This window comes from Cytophagales bacterium (genome assembly GCA_019456305.1).
Classification (GTDB): Bacteria; Bacteroidota; Bacteroidia; order Cytophagales; family VRUD01; genus VRUD01.
This window is the reverse complement of the sequence record VRUD01000093.1, coordinates 1-15,664: the sequence shown is the minus strand read 5'-3', so window position 1 is coordinate 15,664 and position 15,664 is coordinate 1. Positions and strand designations below refer to the sequence as shown.

The 15,664-nt window shown below is 38.0% G+C and carries 13 protein-coding genes; 4 read left to right on the top strand and 9 right to left on the bottom strand.

Annotated elements, in window-relative coordinates; translation table 11 throughout:
• Positions 1–93: 93 nt before the first annotated feature.
• Positions 94–999: a sulfate adenylyltransferase subunit CysD gene (gene cysD, locus FVQ77_15515; protein ID MBW8051713.1), complete on the bottom strand. Its 906-nt coding sequence runs from the start codon at positions 997–999 to the stop codon at positions 94–96.
• A 2-nt stretch (positions 1,000–1,001) separates the two neighbouring features.
• Positions 1,002–1,598: an adenylyl-sulfate kinase gene (gene cysC, locus FVQ77_15510; GenBank protein MBW8051712.1), complete on the bottom strand. Its 597-nt coding sequence runs from the start codon at positions 1,596–1,598 to the stop codon at positions 1,002–1,004.
• A 281-nt stretch (positions 1,599–1,879) separates the two neighbouring features.
• Here cysC and FVQ77_15505 point away from each other — a divergent pair, with 281 nt between their 5' ends.
• The 3 genes from FVQ77_15505 to FVQ77_15495 all read left to right on the top strand — a co-directional run bounded on the left by FVQ77_15505 (position 1,880) and on the right by FVQ77_15495 (position 6,279).
• Complete coding sequence (locus FVQ77_15505) at positions 1,880–2,089, top strand: DUF2061 domain-containing protein (GenBank protein ID MBW8051711.1); 210 nt, start codon at positions 1,880–1,882, stop codon at positions 2,087–2,089.
• Between the two features lie 58 nt (positions 2,090–2,147).
• Positions 2,148–2,912, top strand: a complete 765-nt coding sequence (cysQ, locus tag FVQ77_15500) for a 3'(2'),5'-bisphosphate nucleotidase CysQ (protein MBW8051710.1) — start codon at positions 2,148–2,150, stop codon at positions 2,910–2,912.
• Positions 2,913–3,264: 352 nt separating this feature from the next.
• The gene (locus FVQ77_15495) at positions 3,265–6,279 is read left to right on the top strand and encodes a PKD domain-containing protein (protein ID MBW8051709.1); all 3,015 of its coding nucleotides are present in this window, start codon (positions 3,265–3,267) and stop codon (positions 6,277–6,279) included.
• Between the two features lie 388 nt (positions 6,280–6,667).
• Here FVQ77_15495 and bshC read toward each other — a convergent pair whose 3' ends face one another.
• The 6 genes from bshC to FVQ77_15465 all read right to left on the bottom strand — a co-directional run bounded on the left by bshC (position 6,668) and on the right by FVQ77_15465 (position 13,140).
• Positions 6,668–8,296 (bottom strand): bacillithiol biosynthesis cysteine-adding enzyme BshC, encoded by a 1,629-nt coding sequence (bshC, locus tag FVQ77_15490; GenBank protein ID MBW8051708.1) that lies wholly within the window; start codon positions 8,294–8,296, stop codon positions 6,668–6,670.
• A gap of 71 nt (positions 8,297–8,367) precedes the next feature.
• Positions 8,368–9,324 carry a signal recognition particle-docking protein FtsY gene (gene ftsY, locus FVQ77_15485; GenBank protein ID MBW8051707.1) on the bottom strand — a complete coding sequence of 319 codons (957 nt, stop codon included), beginning with the start codon at positions 9,322–9,324 and terminating at the stop codon, positions 8,368–8,370.
• 610 nt (positions 9,325–9,934) lie between these two features.
• On the bottom strand, positions 9,935–10,051 hold the full coding sequence (locus FVQ77_15480) for a DUF4295 domain-containing protein (GenBank protein MBW8051706.1): 117 nt from the start codon (positions 10,049–10,051) through the stop codon (positions 9,935–9,937).
• Between the two features lie 392 nt (positions 10,052–10,443).
• Positions 10,444–10,626: a 50S ribosomal protein L33 gene (gene rpmG / locus FVQ77_15475; protein MBW8051705.1), complete on the bottom strand. Its 183-nt coding sequence runs from the start codon at positions 10,624–10,626 to the stop codon at positions 10,444–10,446.
• Between the two features lie 344 nt (positions 10,627–10,970).
• On the bottom strand, positions 10,971–12,611 hold the full coding sequence (locus FVQ77_15470) for a glutamate--tRNA ligase (protein MBW8051704.1): 1,641 nt from the start codon (positions 12,609–12,611) through the stop codon (positions 10,971–10,973).
• 325 nt (positions 12,612–12,936) lie between these two features.
• Positions 12,937–13,140 carry a hypothetical protein gene (locus tag FVQ77_15465; protein ID MBW8051703.1) on the bottom strand — a complete coding sequence of 68 codons (204 nt, stop codon included), beginning with the start codon at positions 13,138–13,140 and terminating at the stop codon, positions 12,937–12,939.
• A gap of 160 nt (positions 13,141–13,300) precedes the next feature.
• On the opposite strand from FVQ77_15465, the gene FVQ77_15460 reads away from it, so the two are divergent.
• Positions 13,301–14,887, top strand: a complete 1,587-nt coding sequence (locus FVQ77_15460; protein MBW8051702.1) for a caspase family protein — start codon at positions 13,301–13,303, stop codon at positions 14,885–14,887.
• 195 nt (positions 14,888–15,082) lie between these two features.
• Here FVQ77_15460 and FVQ77_15455 read toward each other — a convergent pair.
• The coding region (locus tag FVQ77_15455) for a phosphodiester glycosidase family protein (protein ID MBW8051701.1) at positions 15,083–15,664 on the bottom strand (582 nt) is incomplete at its 5' end.

Here is a 15,664-nt window from a genome sequence, read left to right as displayed (position 1 = left end):
ATGTATAGATAATGCATGTTATTGCACACTTATTTATCGTAATTATCAGATATTCCACAATATTATAAAACAGAACCAAAATTTTTTAATCAATCAGAAATACCCCATCTTCTTGCGGTCTTCCATAGCGGCTTCAGATCGTTTATCATCTGTTCTTCCGCCTCTTTCTGTTATCCGGCTAGCTGCTACTTCAGCAATAATTTCCCTGAGGTTAGAAGCTGAAGATTCTATCAAACCTGTACAGGTCATATCCCCTACGGTTCTGCATCTGACCTGCTGTTTTTTATAAGATTCGCCATTTAAAAGGGTAATAAATTGAGATTTTGCGAGTAGTACGCCATTTCTATTTACCACCTCTCTTTTATGAGTAAAATAAATATTGGGTATTTCAAGTTTTCCTAACGAAATATATTGCCACACGTCCATTTCGGTCCAGTTACTCAATGGAAATATTCTAAAATGTTCTCCCTGATGTTTTCTTCCATTAAAAAGATTCCATAGTTCAGGCCTTTGATTTTTGGGATCCCATTGCCCGAATTCATCACGGTGAGAAAAAAAACGTTCCTTGGCACGAGCTTTTTCCTCATCTCTTCGTCCTCCACCAAAAGCAGCATCAAACTGTAATTCTTCAATGGCGTCTAAAAGTGTAACGGTTTGTAATATATTTCTGCTCGCATTAGCTCCCTTTTCTTCAGCAACCCTCCCTTTATCAATTGACTCCTGGACTGTGCGAACAATTAATTTAACACCTGTTTTTTCAACTAATTTGTCTCTAAACTCAATGGTCTCAGCGAAATTATGTCCTGTATCAATATGCAAAACGGGGAAAGGAATTTTAGCTGGCCAAAATGCTTTTTGTGCAAGGCGCAGCATAACGATAGAATCTTTACCCCCTGAGAACAATAATACCGGTTTTTCAAATTGCGCAGCAACCTCACGCATAATAAAGATTGCTTCTGATTCCAACTGCTTTAAATGAGTAAGTTTATATGAATACATTTTTAATTAAGTTTTATCAAAGGCATTATCGCGTTTAACAACCTATCTTTACAAGTTTCAACGTCATCCATATCAGTGCAAAGCTCTAAAAAAGGATTAACAGGCGGTTGAAAAGGGGCAACAATGCCTGTAAAATTCTTAATGTCCCCGCTCCTGGCTTTCTTATACAGTCCTTTTACATCGCGTTTCTCACAAACTTCAAGAGGGCAATTAATATATATTTCATAAAAACCATCTTCACCAATAATTGTTTTTGCCGTAGCCCTTAATTCCACTGTTGGGCTGATAAATGAGCAGATCGTGATTACCCCGCAATTCATAAATAATTTTGACACTTCGGCAGACCTCCTGATATTTTCTAACCTTTCTTCATCAGTGAAGCCGAGGTCATTATTAATGCCCGTTCTTAAATTATCTCCGTCTAAAATTTGTGTCAGAAAGCCAGCCTTTTGTAATGATTGCTCCAGGGCATGAGCTATTGCGCTTTTACCAGAGCCGGACAATCCCACCATCCAAATAACCAATGATCGTTGTTTAAGAAAATGTTCCTTATGATCCCTATCCAGGATATGATCAAATATGGGGTGAATATTCTGCATTTTTTTTGCCACTGAGACACTAGGAAAAATGGAAAATGAAAATTAGACCTTGATTCATCTTTCTCTTTTTTCCCATTTTCCGTCTCCCATCAACCATTTTTCATAACTTTGTGTCTTTGTGGCATTTTTGTGCAGCAAAATTAATATAATTTTAGAAAATAAATATTATCTAACAAGATGAATCTCTAAAATTTGTATAAATTTGCCGGCAAAAAAAAAGCACAAAGTACATAGCATTCACCCCCGAGTACCCAGGGCTATGCGCTTTACGAATTATTCTAATGAAACAAACACATATCAGATCTATTACAAAAGGATTTATCTGGAGGGGAATAGCTACTCTAACCACAACAGCCATAGCTTATATAATTACCGGTGAATTTTTAATAGCTGCTGAAATAGGCGCTGCTGAGTTTTTGATCAAAATAATAATTTATTATATTTATGAAAGGATATGGATACGAGTAAAATGGGGTGTACAAGAAACGTAGTGTAGCAACAATTTAGTTTTGCAACATTAATTAGTAATTCAAATCTGTGTTTAAAAAGATGATTAACATTATAGACATTCAGGAAATAGGTAACATAGCTAAAAAGGCAGGTTCCAGAATAAATGAGATATATAATTCTAAAAGTTTTTCGTCTGTAGTTGATTTTAAAGCGGATAATTCACCACTGACCTTTGCAGACAGGGAATCTCATAAAATTATATCCAAAGAATTGCGTCTGATCTCTAAGGAAATTCCAATATTATCTGAGGAAGGGAAAGATATCCCTTATAACAAACGAAAAAAGTGGGAATATTATTGGTTGGTTGACCCATTAGACGGCACCAAAGAATTTATCAAGCGAAATGGAGAATTTACCGTAAATATTGCTTTGATACACAAAAATATATCGGTTCTAGGAGTAATCTATGTACCGGCTTTTGATACTATTTATTATGGGCAAATCGGTGAGGGCGCTGTTAAGCGTAAAGGCGGGGAACCAGAACAGCCAATTTTTGTCTCCGGGAAAAAAGATGATCTTATCGCAGTTATAAGCAGGTCTCATACCACTACCGAAGGAAAAGAGTTCTTAAAAATGTTTTCTATAAAAGATACTATATCTGTAGGAAGCTCAATAAAATTTTGCATGATCGCAGAAGGAAAAGCTGATATATATTACAGACATGGGCCTACAATGGAATGGGATACAGCAGCCGGACAAGCTCTTGTGCATAGTTCCGGTGGAAGAGTCTTGCAAGGACATAAATCGCTGGAATATAATAAAGAATCACTGCTGAATGATAGTTTTTTATGTGTGGGATATTGAATTGAAGATTTAAACAGTCGGCAATCGGCAGTCGGCAGTCAGCAACATTGGCGACTGTGGACTGCCGACTGTGGACTGCCGACTGTTGACTGCCGACTGTTGACTGGATATTGCGCATTGTCATTTGGAAGAGGCAAAGGTATAAGTGTCGGGATGACGACAAAAAGATAATTTATATATTGATATGTTTGTAGAAAAAAATCATTAGCTTCAAAAAATTAGAAATACGCTGCTAATTAAAACTTTTTTTAAAAAAAAATAACTTTTTTCTTGCATTATAAATTTAAAATGTTTTACTTTGTGCCCTTAAAAGAAATTATTAGTTCAAACGCTCACTAAAACCAACTAAGTTATGAAACTTAAAAAATTATTATTATTCGGAATTGCTATTATAGCAATTACAAGCATTTCAAGAGGACAAGCCGCTTGGGGTGTTCAAGTCGGCTATACTTATTATGACCTCCAGACAAACTCCGCAGTACGTAACGGACTCGTGAGAAATCCTGACGGTACCATGGCTACCGTATGGATCCAAAACCATTCAGGTGTATCCCCTCAACCAGACGCCGCTGACAGGGGAATTGGCTATAACTATTTTGATGGAACTTCATGGACGTATGGTATTAATGGCGAGTGCGGGATTCCTCATGGCTGTGCTTCAGAATATGTTGGATGGCCTAACATTGTTTGGTCAGATTCTATGGATGAGATCGTAATTAATCATACTCCTCAAAAAATAACGAGGCGTCCCACACAAGGTTCGGGTGTTTGGGGACCAACAACTCTTTTGCCTTTCACTTATCCTTATGGCGGTGATGTGTGGCCAAGGGCTGTTGCGGATGGGAATTATATTCATATAATATGTTCAAGTCAGGGTATGATGACTCCAGGTGGAGTAGGGAGTCCTGCAGTTTACTACCGGTCTTCTGACGGTGGAATGACGTGGGATATTACGAATTTGCTTGTTCCGGGTATGGACGATACAACCGTAATTGCTGGAGTGGGCGCTGATTCTTATGCTATTGACGCCAGGAATGGTACGGTTGCTTTCACAGCAGGTGGTTTTGGAGAAGACTGGTTAATGTGGAAATCTACTGCTAACGGAGATAGCGGTACTTGGACCCGAACTGAAATTGCTCCTTTAGATACCACCGGTAAACTATTCAATGGGCCTGGCGAATGGATTGTGTGGACTTTTGATGATGCACACGCAGTTACCGTTGATAACAATGGTTTGGTTCATGCATCCGTTGGGCAACTCGCAATTGCTGTTGATACTTTTGGAATTTATGCAGGATTTTTTTCACTCTTAGACGATGGGCTCTATTACTGGAATGAAAACATGAGCGCTCCTCTTATTGTAGCCGGGTTGGTTGACTTACCAGATTGGACCTGTTCGCCTTTGCCTTGCCCGCCCGATGGTGACCCATACAGCGGAATAGGCAATGATTTTCCTACCTATTTCCTGGGGGTTACGTCTATGTCGCAGATCTCTGTTGATCAAACCGGCAATCCATACATTGTATATGCAGGTATGGTTGAGTGGACCTCAAATACCGGGGATAATACGGGTCAAACATTCAGAGACCTGTATTTGGTTTATTCGCAAGATGGCGGTAATGCCTGGAGCAAGCCAATTAACATAGCAGGTCATCCATTATTAGGCAATGCTGATGACGGCACCAGCGGCACAGGATTTGAGGAAGATGTTTACCCTATGACCAATAAAATGATAGGGACAGACAAGCGGGTTCATATTGTTTGGCAGGTAGACTCAGATCCTGGTGTTTCACTTCCAACTCTGGATGGTGATCCAGTTGCTATTAACTTCATGACGTACTATTCATTTAGTACAGATTCCTTACCTGCATGGGATTCTGGCGCTTTTGTTTTAACGCTTGACACTCTTGTGATCAATAGTGGAACTTGTGGAAATGCTGATGGAAGCATAAACATTGGTGTCAGCGGAGGAAGTGGGGTTGTTCATGCTGATTTTGCATATTATAATATCCCTTATCAATATAGTATAGATAGTGGAGTTACTTATCAGGATACCTCCTTTTTCGGTAGCCTGGCGTCAGGCATTTATTACGTTTTTGTAAAAGATGTTTTAGCTACCCTTTCAACAATTGTGATTATTAACGATCCTGGCGCTCCTACACTGACTACTACATCATCACCATTTTCAACAACACCAGGAGGGAATGGTACAGCTACGGTAGTTTTAAGTGGTGGGGGTACTCCACCCTATACTATAACGTGGAATACAGGGAATCCAGGAGACACAACATTAATAATTGATAGTCTTGCAGGAGGAACTTATTCTGTTACTGTTGTGGATTCTATTGGATGTACTGCCCTGGAATTAGTTACAGTTGAAAATTGTTTTGCAGATTTTACATTCATCACTTCTGATTGGAATGTTTCTTTTACCGATGGCTCATCTACAACAGGTGGTAACTTAAGCTGGGCTTGGGATTTTGGAGATGCCAGTCCTGTAGATAGTACTCAGAATCCAATGCATACCTATGTAGCGGACAGCACTTATATTGTATGTTTAACCATTATGGATAGCTGTGGTACAAACACTATTTGTGATAGTAGTGTGACGGTCATTTGTTCTGTTCCTGCTGCTGGTTTTTCATTCACAACTTCTGACCTGGCTGCGACTTTTACAGATACGTCATCAGGAGCAGTGAGTTGGGCTTGGGATTTTGGGGATGGAGCAGGCACATCCACTGCTAAAGACACAACATATACCTATTCAACGGATAGTACATATTATGTTTGTTTAATCGTTACGAATAGCTGTGGAAACATGGATACGTTATGTGGTAGTGTGGCAGTCATTTGTTCTGTTCCTACTGCTGGTTTTTCATTCACAACTAATATCCTGACTGCGACTTTTACAAATACGTCATCAGGAGCAGTGAGTTGGGCTTGGGATTTTGGGGATGGAGCAGGCACAGATAGTGTTCAAAATCCAGCAGCATATACCTATTCAACGGATAGTACATATTATGTTTGTTTAACCGTTACGAATATCTGTGGAAACATGAATACGTTCTGTGATAGTGTGACATTAGCAGCAACAGGTATTTCTCCAGGAGAGCTGGCTCTTGGGTCTGTCGAAGTTTATCCAAACCCAACAAACGGAACCTTGAATGTTGAGTTAGTCAACATAAAAGCAACCAATATCATGGTTTACAATTTATTGGGTGAGTCAGTTGCGAAAGTTAATGGTATCAGAAGTCAGTTGAATGCTAATTATACTATTGACTTATCAGCTCTGGCAAATGGTACTTATATTGTTAAGATCCATAGCGCTGACAAGGTAATAATAAGAAGAATTTTTCTTAACAGGTAATACCAAATTGCCTTAAAAAATCAAAGAGTCCCGACTTGTAGAGACGTTGCATGCAACGTCTTTACAAGTCGGGACTCTTTTTTAGAATCAACTTACCAAGTTAGTAGTAATTCAATAGTAATTTGATGGTAATACAATGGTAATACAATTGATCAAGTAAAAAGTAGAAAGTAAAAAGTAAAAAGTAAAAAAAAGTAAAAAACTATTGACAACTGAATTACAACTGAATTACAACTGAATTACAACTGAATTACGACTGAATTACAACTGAATTAACAACTGAATTAACAACTGAATTACAGCCGAATGAAAGCAAACAATTGAGAAGTATAATTGAGTGTCATAATTACTATTACTTATGCAACTAAGTACTAGCGGTGTGTACGGATTAACAATCCGTACTACAAAAAATCATAAACCGAAAATCAAAAGGATCAAAATGGCGGGCCAATATTTTTAAAAAATCAGGATTGTTGATATAGAAGTTTAAAAAATTATCTTTTCTTTCCTGTAAAACCCCTTCAGGGTAAAGTTTACTTTTTATGTTTTCTATCTGGTTTAATTGAGTCTGGTATTTATTTTCTTCTGCCTTTTTAATTTTTTTCTCAATATTTTCAGTGATCTTTAGTATTTTCTGCATTTCAGCTCCTACAAATCCTTCTAATGAACTGTCAACATTTTTAGCTTTTGCTTTCATATCCTCCAATACAGCAATAATCCTTTCTTGTTCCCGGGACGGTTTTAATTCATCACCTGCACCGGTACCGACTGCCTTATCAGGATGCAGGCCTGAGGTTGAATTGTTAGCCATAAATTGATCTTTTATAGCTGAAATATCTAAGAACAGATCTTTTACCCGGATGTTTAATTTATTGATTTTTTTTGTAAAATGTTTATTGATCCATAGAGCCGAATTTCTTGGAATCAGGATAGGGAAGGGAATATGGTGATATTTAAACGTTGACTTTAGCTGCAGCCAATAGGCTATTTCAGCAGGTCCTCCCACATAAGCCAGGTTTGGTAATATTAATTCCTGGTACAAGGGCCTCGTTACAACATTTGGGCTGAATTTTTCAGGACTGTCGTTAAGCAATTGTAAAATTTGGTCTTTTGTAAATGAAATATTTGTATTTAATACTTTATAATCATCTTTATTGCGGCTTGAATGTTGCGCTACAGAAACGATCCTTTCCCTCAAATTATCATCCAAATAAAAAAAATTGATCTCGCGGGGATTCACCTGGTGCTTATAACCAGCGCTGCTTAACTTGTTAGATGTTTCAATAATAAGTTTTTCAGTGCTATTATTTTGTAGTTCATCAATAATGACATCCTTCAATTGCGATTTAAGCCGCTTGTCATCACCATCAATGATAATCAATCCATATTCTCCAAAAAGCTCGTTGACAAAATACCTTGTAGCTGCTGACAAAGTTACTTCGTCTTTGTAAGCGCTTTCAAAAAGCGGTAATTTTTCCGGAATTTGATTTATAACTTTGCTCAGCGAATTGGTTTTGAATCTGCCAGTTGCTCCTTTTTGGTCAGAGGTCCAGCGATATGTTTCACCAAAAAGATGGAAATGATTTATTTCTTCAAAATCGTGGTCTTCAGAAGCCATCCAGTATATTGGCACAAAATGATGATCGGGATATACTTCGTTGAGGATTTGTGTAATGTTTATTACCGTGATCAGCTTATAAATAAAATATAAAGGGCCGCAACAAATATTTAGTTGGTGGCCTGTAGTTACAGTGAATGTGTTTGGATTTAGAAGCGCTTTTAAGTTTTTTGTTACAATTTGAGGCTTACTGATGGTAGCATATTGTTCATTTAAAACTTCAAAAAGGAGTTGCCTGTTTTCGGCAGGAAAATTTTTGACCTTTATCTGATCTTTAAAGCCATTGATATTGGGTTTATTATCGTAAAAAGGAGCCAGTTTTTTGTTTCCTTTGATATAGTCAATAAAAATTTGAGGGAAATAGCCGGTATCCTTATAATCTATTTTAGTAATGTGCATATCTTTATTCCTGCGAATTACGAATTCACGAATTACGAATTTGTAATTCGTGAATTCGTAATTCGTAGGAATTAGTTCGTACCCCCCTTAAAAAGAGAATCTACAAACTCATATTTATTAAAAACCTGTAGATCATCTAATTGCTCTCCTATACCAATATATTTTACCGGTATTTTCAACTGGTCTGAAATGCCAATTACTACCCCTCCCTTTGCTGTACCATCTAATTTAGTAATTGCCAGCGCTGTGACTTCTGTGACTTTGGTGAATTCCTGTGCCTGAATTAAAGCATTTTGACCTGTACTTCCATCCAATACCAATAACACTTCGTGAGGGGCTTCAGGAATAAATTTTTGTATAACTCTTTTCATCTTTGACAATTCATCCATTAAATTAGCTTTAGTATGTAAACGTCCCGCAGTGTCAATAATGACAAGATCTGCACCGGTTTCCACTCCTTCCTTTACCGCATCAAAGCCAACAGAGGCAGGATTTGTATTCATATCACGTGAGATTACGGGCACTCCTGCCCTTTCACCCCATAGCTTTATTTGATCAACTGCGGCTGCTCTGAATGTATCTGCAGCGCCAATGATCACTTTTTTTCCTTTTTTATGAAACTGCGCAGCTAACTTTCCAATGGTGGTAGTTTTTCCAGTACCGTTAACGCCAACAACCATAATTACATAAGGCGTATTCAATTTTGGGATTGAAAAATCTTCTAAATCCTTATTCTCCGCTAATAAAGCAGCCACCTCTTCCCTGATAATATTGTTTAACTCGTCTGTGTCAAGGTATTTATTTCTTGCAATTTTGTTTTCAATCTTTTTTATTATTTTTAAGGTAGTTTCTACCCCAACATCCGAAGTGATCAAAATTTCTTCTAAATTATCCAGTACCTCATCATCAACCTTTGATTTTCCTAATACCGCTTTACTGAGCTTTGAGAAAATACTTTGTTTTGTTTTTTTGAGGCTTTTATCTAAAGACTCTTTTTTTTGTTTGGAAAAAAAACGTAGGAATTTCATGCTAAAACAAAAAACTGCCACAAAGACACAAAGTCACCAAGAAACACTAAGAAAATTTTGACGCTAATTTCGCTAATTTCGCGAAAAAAATAATAACTAAATATAATTAGTGAAATTCGTACAATTCGCGTCTAAAATATTTTGTGCCTGCGCACCGAAGTTCAGCCTACGTAGCCAAAGGCTACTTTGGCGAAGTATGCTGCTTCGACACATAGGCTCTTAAAAAGCATACTTTGATAACATGTTAACGACTTTTTGATGATTTTTTTTGAAATTTAAGTGATTTTAGTTCTTAGTTTATTGGTTTGTTTGTTATGGTTGGGTGGTTATTAGTTTTGGTTTTATGGTTTTTTAGTTTTTGATTTTGCAAACAATAATATCCTGGTTCAAAACCTGATTAGTGGTGGGTTGCAATTATAAAAAACTAACTAACCAAAACCAGTAACCAACTAACTAAAACTATTAACTAATAAACCAATAACTAAATTTTTTCCAAGACTTCGCACGTAATGTTAGTAAGTTCACAGTAGATTTCCCCGAAGGGCTTTTTTTATCCCGACAAGTCGGGATAAAAAATTTAGTGTCTTTGTGGTAGTTTTTTATCGGAAGATTATTCCGGAGACTTAACAGCTAAATAATTCTTTACTTCATCTGCAGGAATTATCTCTTCTTTAAAAGTATAAGCACCTGTTTTAGGTGACCGAATAGTCTTGATAACCTTTGCCATGGCTCTGCTAACAGTTTTAACCTTTATACCTTTGCCTTTAGCTTTAACGATCTCTTCTTTTGGTTGCTCTTCACCTTCTTGTTTTTGCTTGCCTTTTTCCTGAGCTGGCTCCTGCTTTTTCTCTGCTTGTTTAGCTTGCTCCGGCTGGTCGGATTCTGTTGGTTGCTTCTCTTTATTTTCAGTATTACTATCTCCCTCTTTACGTTCCTCCTGTATGTCAGGTTCAGATCCACCTTCGGAGGAAGAGGGGGTAGGGATGTGTTGCTTACCCTCTTCTTGCTCCTTTTGTTGTTGACCCTGATCTTGCTGGTTTTGGTCGGTTTCCTCAGCGGGTTTATCTTGTCCGGAGGATTCTGTACCTGCTTTTTGTTCCTTTTCTGCCATAGTATTAGCTACTTAATTTCTTTATGAATCGTATATTTTTTTAAAACAGGATTATATTTTTTTAATTCCAGTCTTTCGGTAGTATTAGCTTTGTTTTTAGTAGTAATATACCTCGAAGTGCCGGGTAAGCCACTCTTCTTATGCTCAGTGCACTCTAAAATTACCTGGACTCTGTTTCCTTTTTTAGCCATGATGTGTTTATTCGTTTATAGACGCAAAGTTAATTAAAATCGTTTAATAAGAAAAATTTATTAACAAATTATCAAATTAACGCATCCCTTATTTCCCTGGTTCCTACGAATTAGTTCGTATTTCCCTATTTCCTTTTTTTCTTATTGCCTTATTGCCAGCAAATTCATCGGATGACCCAAACGCACAACCTGGAGAGTCATCCGATGATAACCACCCCTTGTCATAGTCATTGTCATTGTCTATTGTCATATTGTCCTTGCCAACTGCCAACTGCCAACTGCATTTCCATATTCCCTTATTTCCTTATTCCCTTATTCCCTTATTCCCTTATTCCCTCATTCCCTCATTCCCTTACTTTAAGTGCATAATCAATCCTGCTGATCGTTTCTTTATTGCCAATCACCTGAATTATAGACATAAGGTCAGGCCCGGCATCTTTGCCAGTGATCACAAATCTCAGTGCCTGCATAACCAAACCCATTTTAATTTGGGATTTGGGATTAGATTCCTCCCCCGAATACTCGGGGTCGGAACAAGTTTTGGATTTATGTTTTTCTATAATTTCTGTTAAGGTACGCTTTGCGGTTTCAGCATTAAAGTTGTCAATAGAAGCCAATGCTTCTTTATAATCTGCAATTACATCTACAATTTTTGATGGCCATTTTTTATTTGCTATCTGTTGATCATAAGAAGATGGCGCAATAAAAAAATATTCCGCTTCTTTCCAGAAATCATTCGGGAAGGTAACTCTTTCTTTCATAATACTGACAATTGTTGCTGCTTTTGTTGGGGTACACTCAATGGGTTTAGCCCCGCCTTTGGCGGGGCTTTGCGAATTTATTGCCTCTAAGAGATATTGCGCAAGCTCCTTATCAGGATTTGAACGTAAATATTGCTGGTTGTACCACTTGGCTTTTTCTATGTCAAATTTAGCTCCGGATTTTCCAATTCGTTCAATGGAAAAAGCCTTTATTAATTCCTTTAAAGTGAACAGTTCTTGCTGTGTACCTGGATTCCAGCCAAGAAAGGCTAGAAAATTAATTACTGCTTCCGGTAGGTAACCACTTTCTCTAAAACCTTTCTCGGGTTTGGAATTTTTTGGAGATTTCCATTCTATTGGATAAATAGGAAATCCATATTTTTCCGCATCCCGTTTGCTAAGCTTGCCATTCCCGTCTGGCCTCAATAGAAGAGGTAAATGGACAAATTCCGGCATGGTGTTTTCCCAGCCTAAATATTTGTACAATAAAACGTGCAGGGGCGTTGAAGGGAGCCATTCTTCTCCCCTGATCACGTGGGTGATCTTCATGAGATGGTCATCCACTACATTGGCAAGGTGGTATGTAGGCATACCGTCTGATTTCATTAACACTTTATCATCAATGGCAGAAGAATGCACCAGCACCCAGCCTCTCACAAGGTCATTGAAACGTATTTCCTCTTTTCTGGGTACTTTCAGGCGAATTACATAGGGCTGGTTCGCAATACGCGTTTTCACTTCATCTTCAGGCAAAGTGATAGAGTTTTTCATGGTGTTACGTGTTATGGTATTATACTGGGGTGAGGCGACTTTAGCTGCATGGAGACGCTGCCGCATGGCCTCTAATTCTTCAGGTGTATCAAAAGCATAGTAAGCAAACCCGTTATCCACCAGATTTTGAGCATACTCCATGTACATTGACTTTCGTTCTGATTGTCTGTAAGGGGCAAATTTTCCTCCCTGTTTTGGTCCCTCGTCCAGTCTAATACCGCACCATTCCAATGCTTCATGGATATATTCTTCAGCGCCTTCAACATAGCGTGATTGGTCTGTATCCTCAATTCTAAGGATCATCTTTCCACCCATCTTTTTTGCGAAAAGATAATTGTAAAGAGCAGTCCTTAGCCCTCCAATATGCAAGGGGCCTGTAGGACTTGGTGCGAAACGTACCCGCACGTTTTTATTTGGCGATTTAGTGATTTGGTGATTTGGTGATTTATCCATTATGAGCGTAGTAATTCAATGGTAATTTGTTGGTAACTTACAACCGAATTACAACTGAATTACAACTGAATTCTATTGGAGCTGTCAAAATTTTTGTAAAATTAGGAAAATAAGTTAAGATTGGTGTGGATGCCGGTTATTTGTTACTTTTGTCTATCTTGGCAGTAATAAACTTTTTACCGAGACCTTTTTGTTTGGAGTTGTACCAGTCAGCAGCTTCTTCGATGCCTTTTAGGGCAAGCGGCAGGATAGCAGTGGCAGGAATAGTAACAAAACTGCCTCCTGCTACTGCTACTGCCTACTTTCTTGTCTACCGTTTATTTATTTACTTTTTTTTATTCTTTCCAATACTTTCTTTTAGCTGTCTTTTTGTTATTCTTATGTCTAAAGTCATTTTATAAATTTTAATTATTCCATAAGCCAAAGTTACTACCAATATTGCAAATCCTAAATAGGGGCTTATTGCATTAAGCGTATCCATAACCGCCAGTACCACAAGCATTAAAATTATATCCAAAGTTGATTCCATTATAGAAATTTTAAATATTAAATTTCATTTACTTGATTATCTAATTATACAAAGGTACAAAATTATATATCAAATGAAACAATTTATAACATTTTAATCTATTTTAAACCCTTTATTGCTTAATTTTGCATTTAAATATTTCCCTTAAATACCAATTCTAATGAAACTTTTAAAGATATTTTTTACTTCGATTGCCATACCAATTTATTTTCTAAATTCATTGGCTCAGGAAACAAGTGTTTTGATGTCAGGTACTTATATACCAATAAAAATTGAAAACACTGTTTCAAGTAAGGGTAGCAATAACGTTATTGCTATTATAAACCAGGATATTGCAGATTTTGAGGGCAATCAATTAATTGCTGCCGGCACTCGTGTGGAATTATCGGTTATTAAAACTAAAGCCAAAGCTACCGGTAAACCCGGCTCAATTAAAATAACCGTGGTCAGTACAACCGCGGTTGATAACCAAATTATCGGTTTAGTGGGCGACTACTTCACAGAAGGACAAGACCGGAAAAATACAGCATGGTGGCTGTCAGGTTGCGGTTGTGGATTGACTGGAGGTATTAGTTTTCTATTTTTGCTGATGAAGGGTACTGAAGCAACTATACCGGCAAGTACTATGATAACCAATGCAAGAGTTACCTCTTCATATAAAATTAATACGGAGCACCCCGCTACATGGGGGGCAAATATTTCAGTCCACCGCGCTCCCCCTGAGATCCTCATTACGTACCCGATAATAAAAAATGGTAAAGCCACTACCTATAAAGATGAAATTCCGGTTGCGGGAAAGATCACAGGCAAAAATGAGATTAAAAAGATCATGGTAAATGGTGAGCAGGTAACAATTGCTGCAAACAGAACTTTTGAGAAGAATGTAAAGTTAGATGATGGAGAAAATACCATTACTGTAGTAGCTACCGATGTACATGACAAGGTGAATAAAAAGATATTTGCCATTATTAGGGAGGAATTTGGAGCAAAAGCTTCTGTAACAGAGTTGGTTTCTAATGAAGGGCTGAGCCATACATTATTATTTGCTATAGATAAATATGATCAATGGCCTGATCTTACAAATCCAATTAATGATGCCCGCACCATTGCTGATGAATTATCTAAATACTACGAATTTCAGACCGAATTGGTAGAAAATCCTGGTATGGATCAAATAATTGCCAAGCTGAAGCAATACGCAAAAAAAAGCTATGAACCTAATGATGTATTGTTGATCTTCTTTGGCGGACATGGTCATTTTGATGATGTATTTAAAGAAGGGTATGTAGTAGCTAAAAATTCACGCGAAAATGACCCGACCAACACCTCTTACATTTCTCATTCCAATTTGCGCACTATCATTAATAATATTCCGTGTGAACATATTTTGCTGGTGATGGATGTTTGTTTTGGCGGTACTTTTGACCCGATTATCGCTGCTTCAAACAGGGGTGGAGACGGTTACGGTGATATTACCAAGACTGAATTCATAAAACGCAAGCTCAAATACAAAACACGAAGGTATTTAACTTCAGGCGGCAAAGAATATGTTCCTGACGGGCGTCCGGGTCATCATTCACCATTTGCCCGTAAATTTTTAGAAGCGCTTCGCAGCTATGGAGGTAATGACGGGATATTAACGATCAACGAAATTTTGAGCTATATTGAAAAAGTAAACCCACAACCCAGAGCCGGAGAGTTTGGTAATAATGAGCCGGGAAGCGATTTTATCTTTATTGCCAGATAAATTTAGTTGTTGGTTTATTAGTTAATAGTTTTAGTTTGTTGGTTACTGGTTTTAGTTAGTTAGTTTTATCATCTCATAATTGCAACCCACTTTTGCTTTCCCTTATGCCTGCCTGCGTTACTTAGTTATTAGGTCATTTGTCATAGTTATAGTCATTGTCAACTGCCACTGCATACTGCATACTGCTACTATGTACTATCCCATCCACCCCATCACCGCATTAGCCACAGGCCTGGGCTCCGGAGGAAGCGAATAAATATCTTTTTCATACTGATGGTTGTAAGGAGAGATATTTAAGGTTTTACCATCAACGATCAATGTAGCGCTGCCTCCGGGGTCAAAACCCATGGCTTTTTCAATACCATAGCGCAGCATTATATCTGCCATATCGTGATGAGTAGCGCCTACCGATTCACGGATCCTGCCGTTTATCATCAATACCAGGAGGTTGCCTTTTTTATCCAAACCTACCGCTATTTTGGGGCCTCTCATATCGGTAAAATCCAGTCTTGCTGCCTGTGTATTGATCGAATTTTGGGTTTTCCAGCCTTCTGTTTTCATATCAATACATTTTATACCGTTATTTATAAGCATCGGGCCGGCCTCAACCGCATGAGCAACTGCCCCTAAATCCCAAGCCCCCCCTAAATCTCCCCCGCCATCCCGCAATGCTGGCTCGATGTCCACTGGACATCGCCCTCTTACCGAATCGGTGAATGGGTGAATGGGTGAATCGGTGAATTGCTTCGTTTTCTTTCTCTCCGTTTCTCCGATTCC

What these genes read in the sequence shown, in the direction of transcription:
- cysD (MBW8051713.1), bottom strand. Translation starts at nt 999, where the DNA reads ATGTATTCATATAAACTTACTCATTTAAAGCAGTTGGAATCAGAAGCA.
- cysC (MBW8051712.1), bottom strand. Translation starts at nt 1,598, where the DNA reads ATGCAGAATATTCACCCCATATTTGATCATATCCTGGATAGGGATCAT.
- FVQ77_15505 (MBW8051711.1), top strand. Translation starts at nt 1,880, where the DNA reads ATGAAACAAACACATATCAGATCTATTACAAAAGGATTTATCTGGAGG.
- cysQ (MBW8051710.1), top strand. Translation starts at nt 2,148, where the DNA reads ATGATTAACATTATAGACATTCAGGAAATAGGTAACATAGCTAAAAAG.
- FVQ77_15495 (MBW8051709.1), top strand. Translation starts at nt 3,265, where the DNA reads ATGAAACTTAAAAAATTATTATTATTCGGAATTGCTATTATAGCAATT.
- bshC (MBW8051708.1), bottom strand. Translation starts at nt 8,296, where the DNA reads ATGCACATTACTAAAATAGATTATAAGGATACCGGCTATTTCCCTCAA.
- ftsY (MBW8051707.1), bottom strand. Translation starts at nt 9,324, where the DNA reads ATGAAATTCCTACGTTTTTTTTCCAAACAAAAAAAAGAGTCTTTAGAT.
- FVQ77_15480 (MBW8051706.1), bottom strand. Translation starts at nt 10,051, where the DNA reads ATGGCAAAGGTTATCAAGACTATTCGGTCACCTAAAACAGGTGCTTAT.
- rpmG (MBW8051705.1), bottom strand. Translation starts at nt 10,626, where the DNA reads ATGGCTAAAAAAGGAAACAGAGTCCAGGTAATTTTAGAGTGCACTGAG.
- FVQ77_15470 (MBW8051704.1), bottom strand. Translation starts at nt 12,611, where the DNA reads ATGGATAAATCACCAAATCACCAAATCACTAAATCGCCAAATAAAAAC.
- FVQ77_15465 (MBW8051703.1), bottom strand. Translation starts at nt 13,140, where the DNA reads ATGGAATCAACTTTGGATATAATTTTAATGCTTGTGGTACTGGCGGTT.
- FVQ77_15460 (MBW8051702.1), top strand. Translation starts at nt 13,301, where the DNA reads ATGAAACTTTTAAAGATATTTTTTACTTCGATTGCCATACCAATTTAT.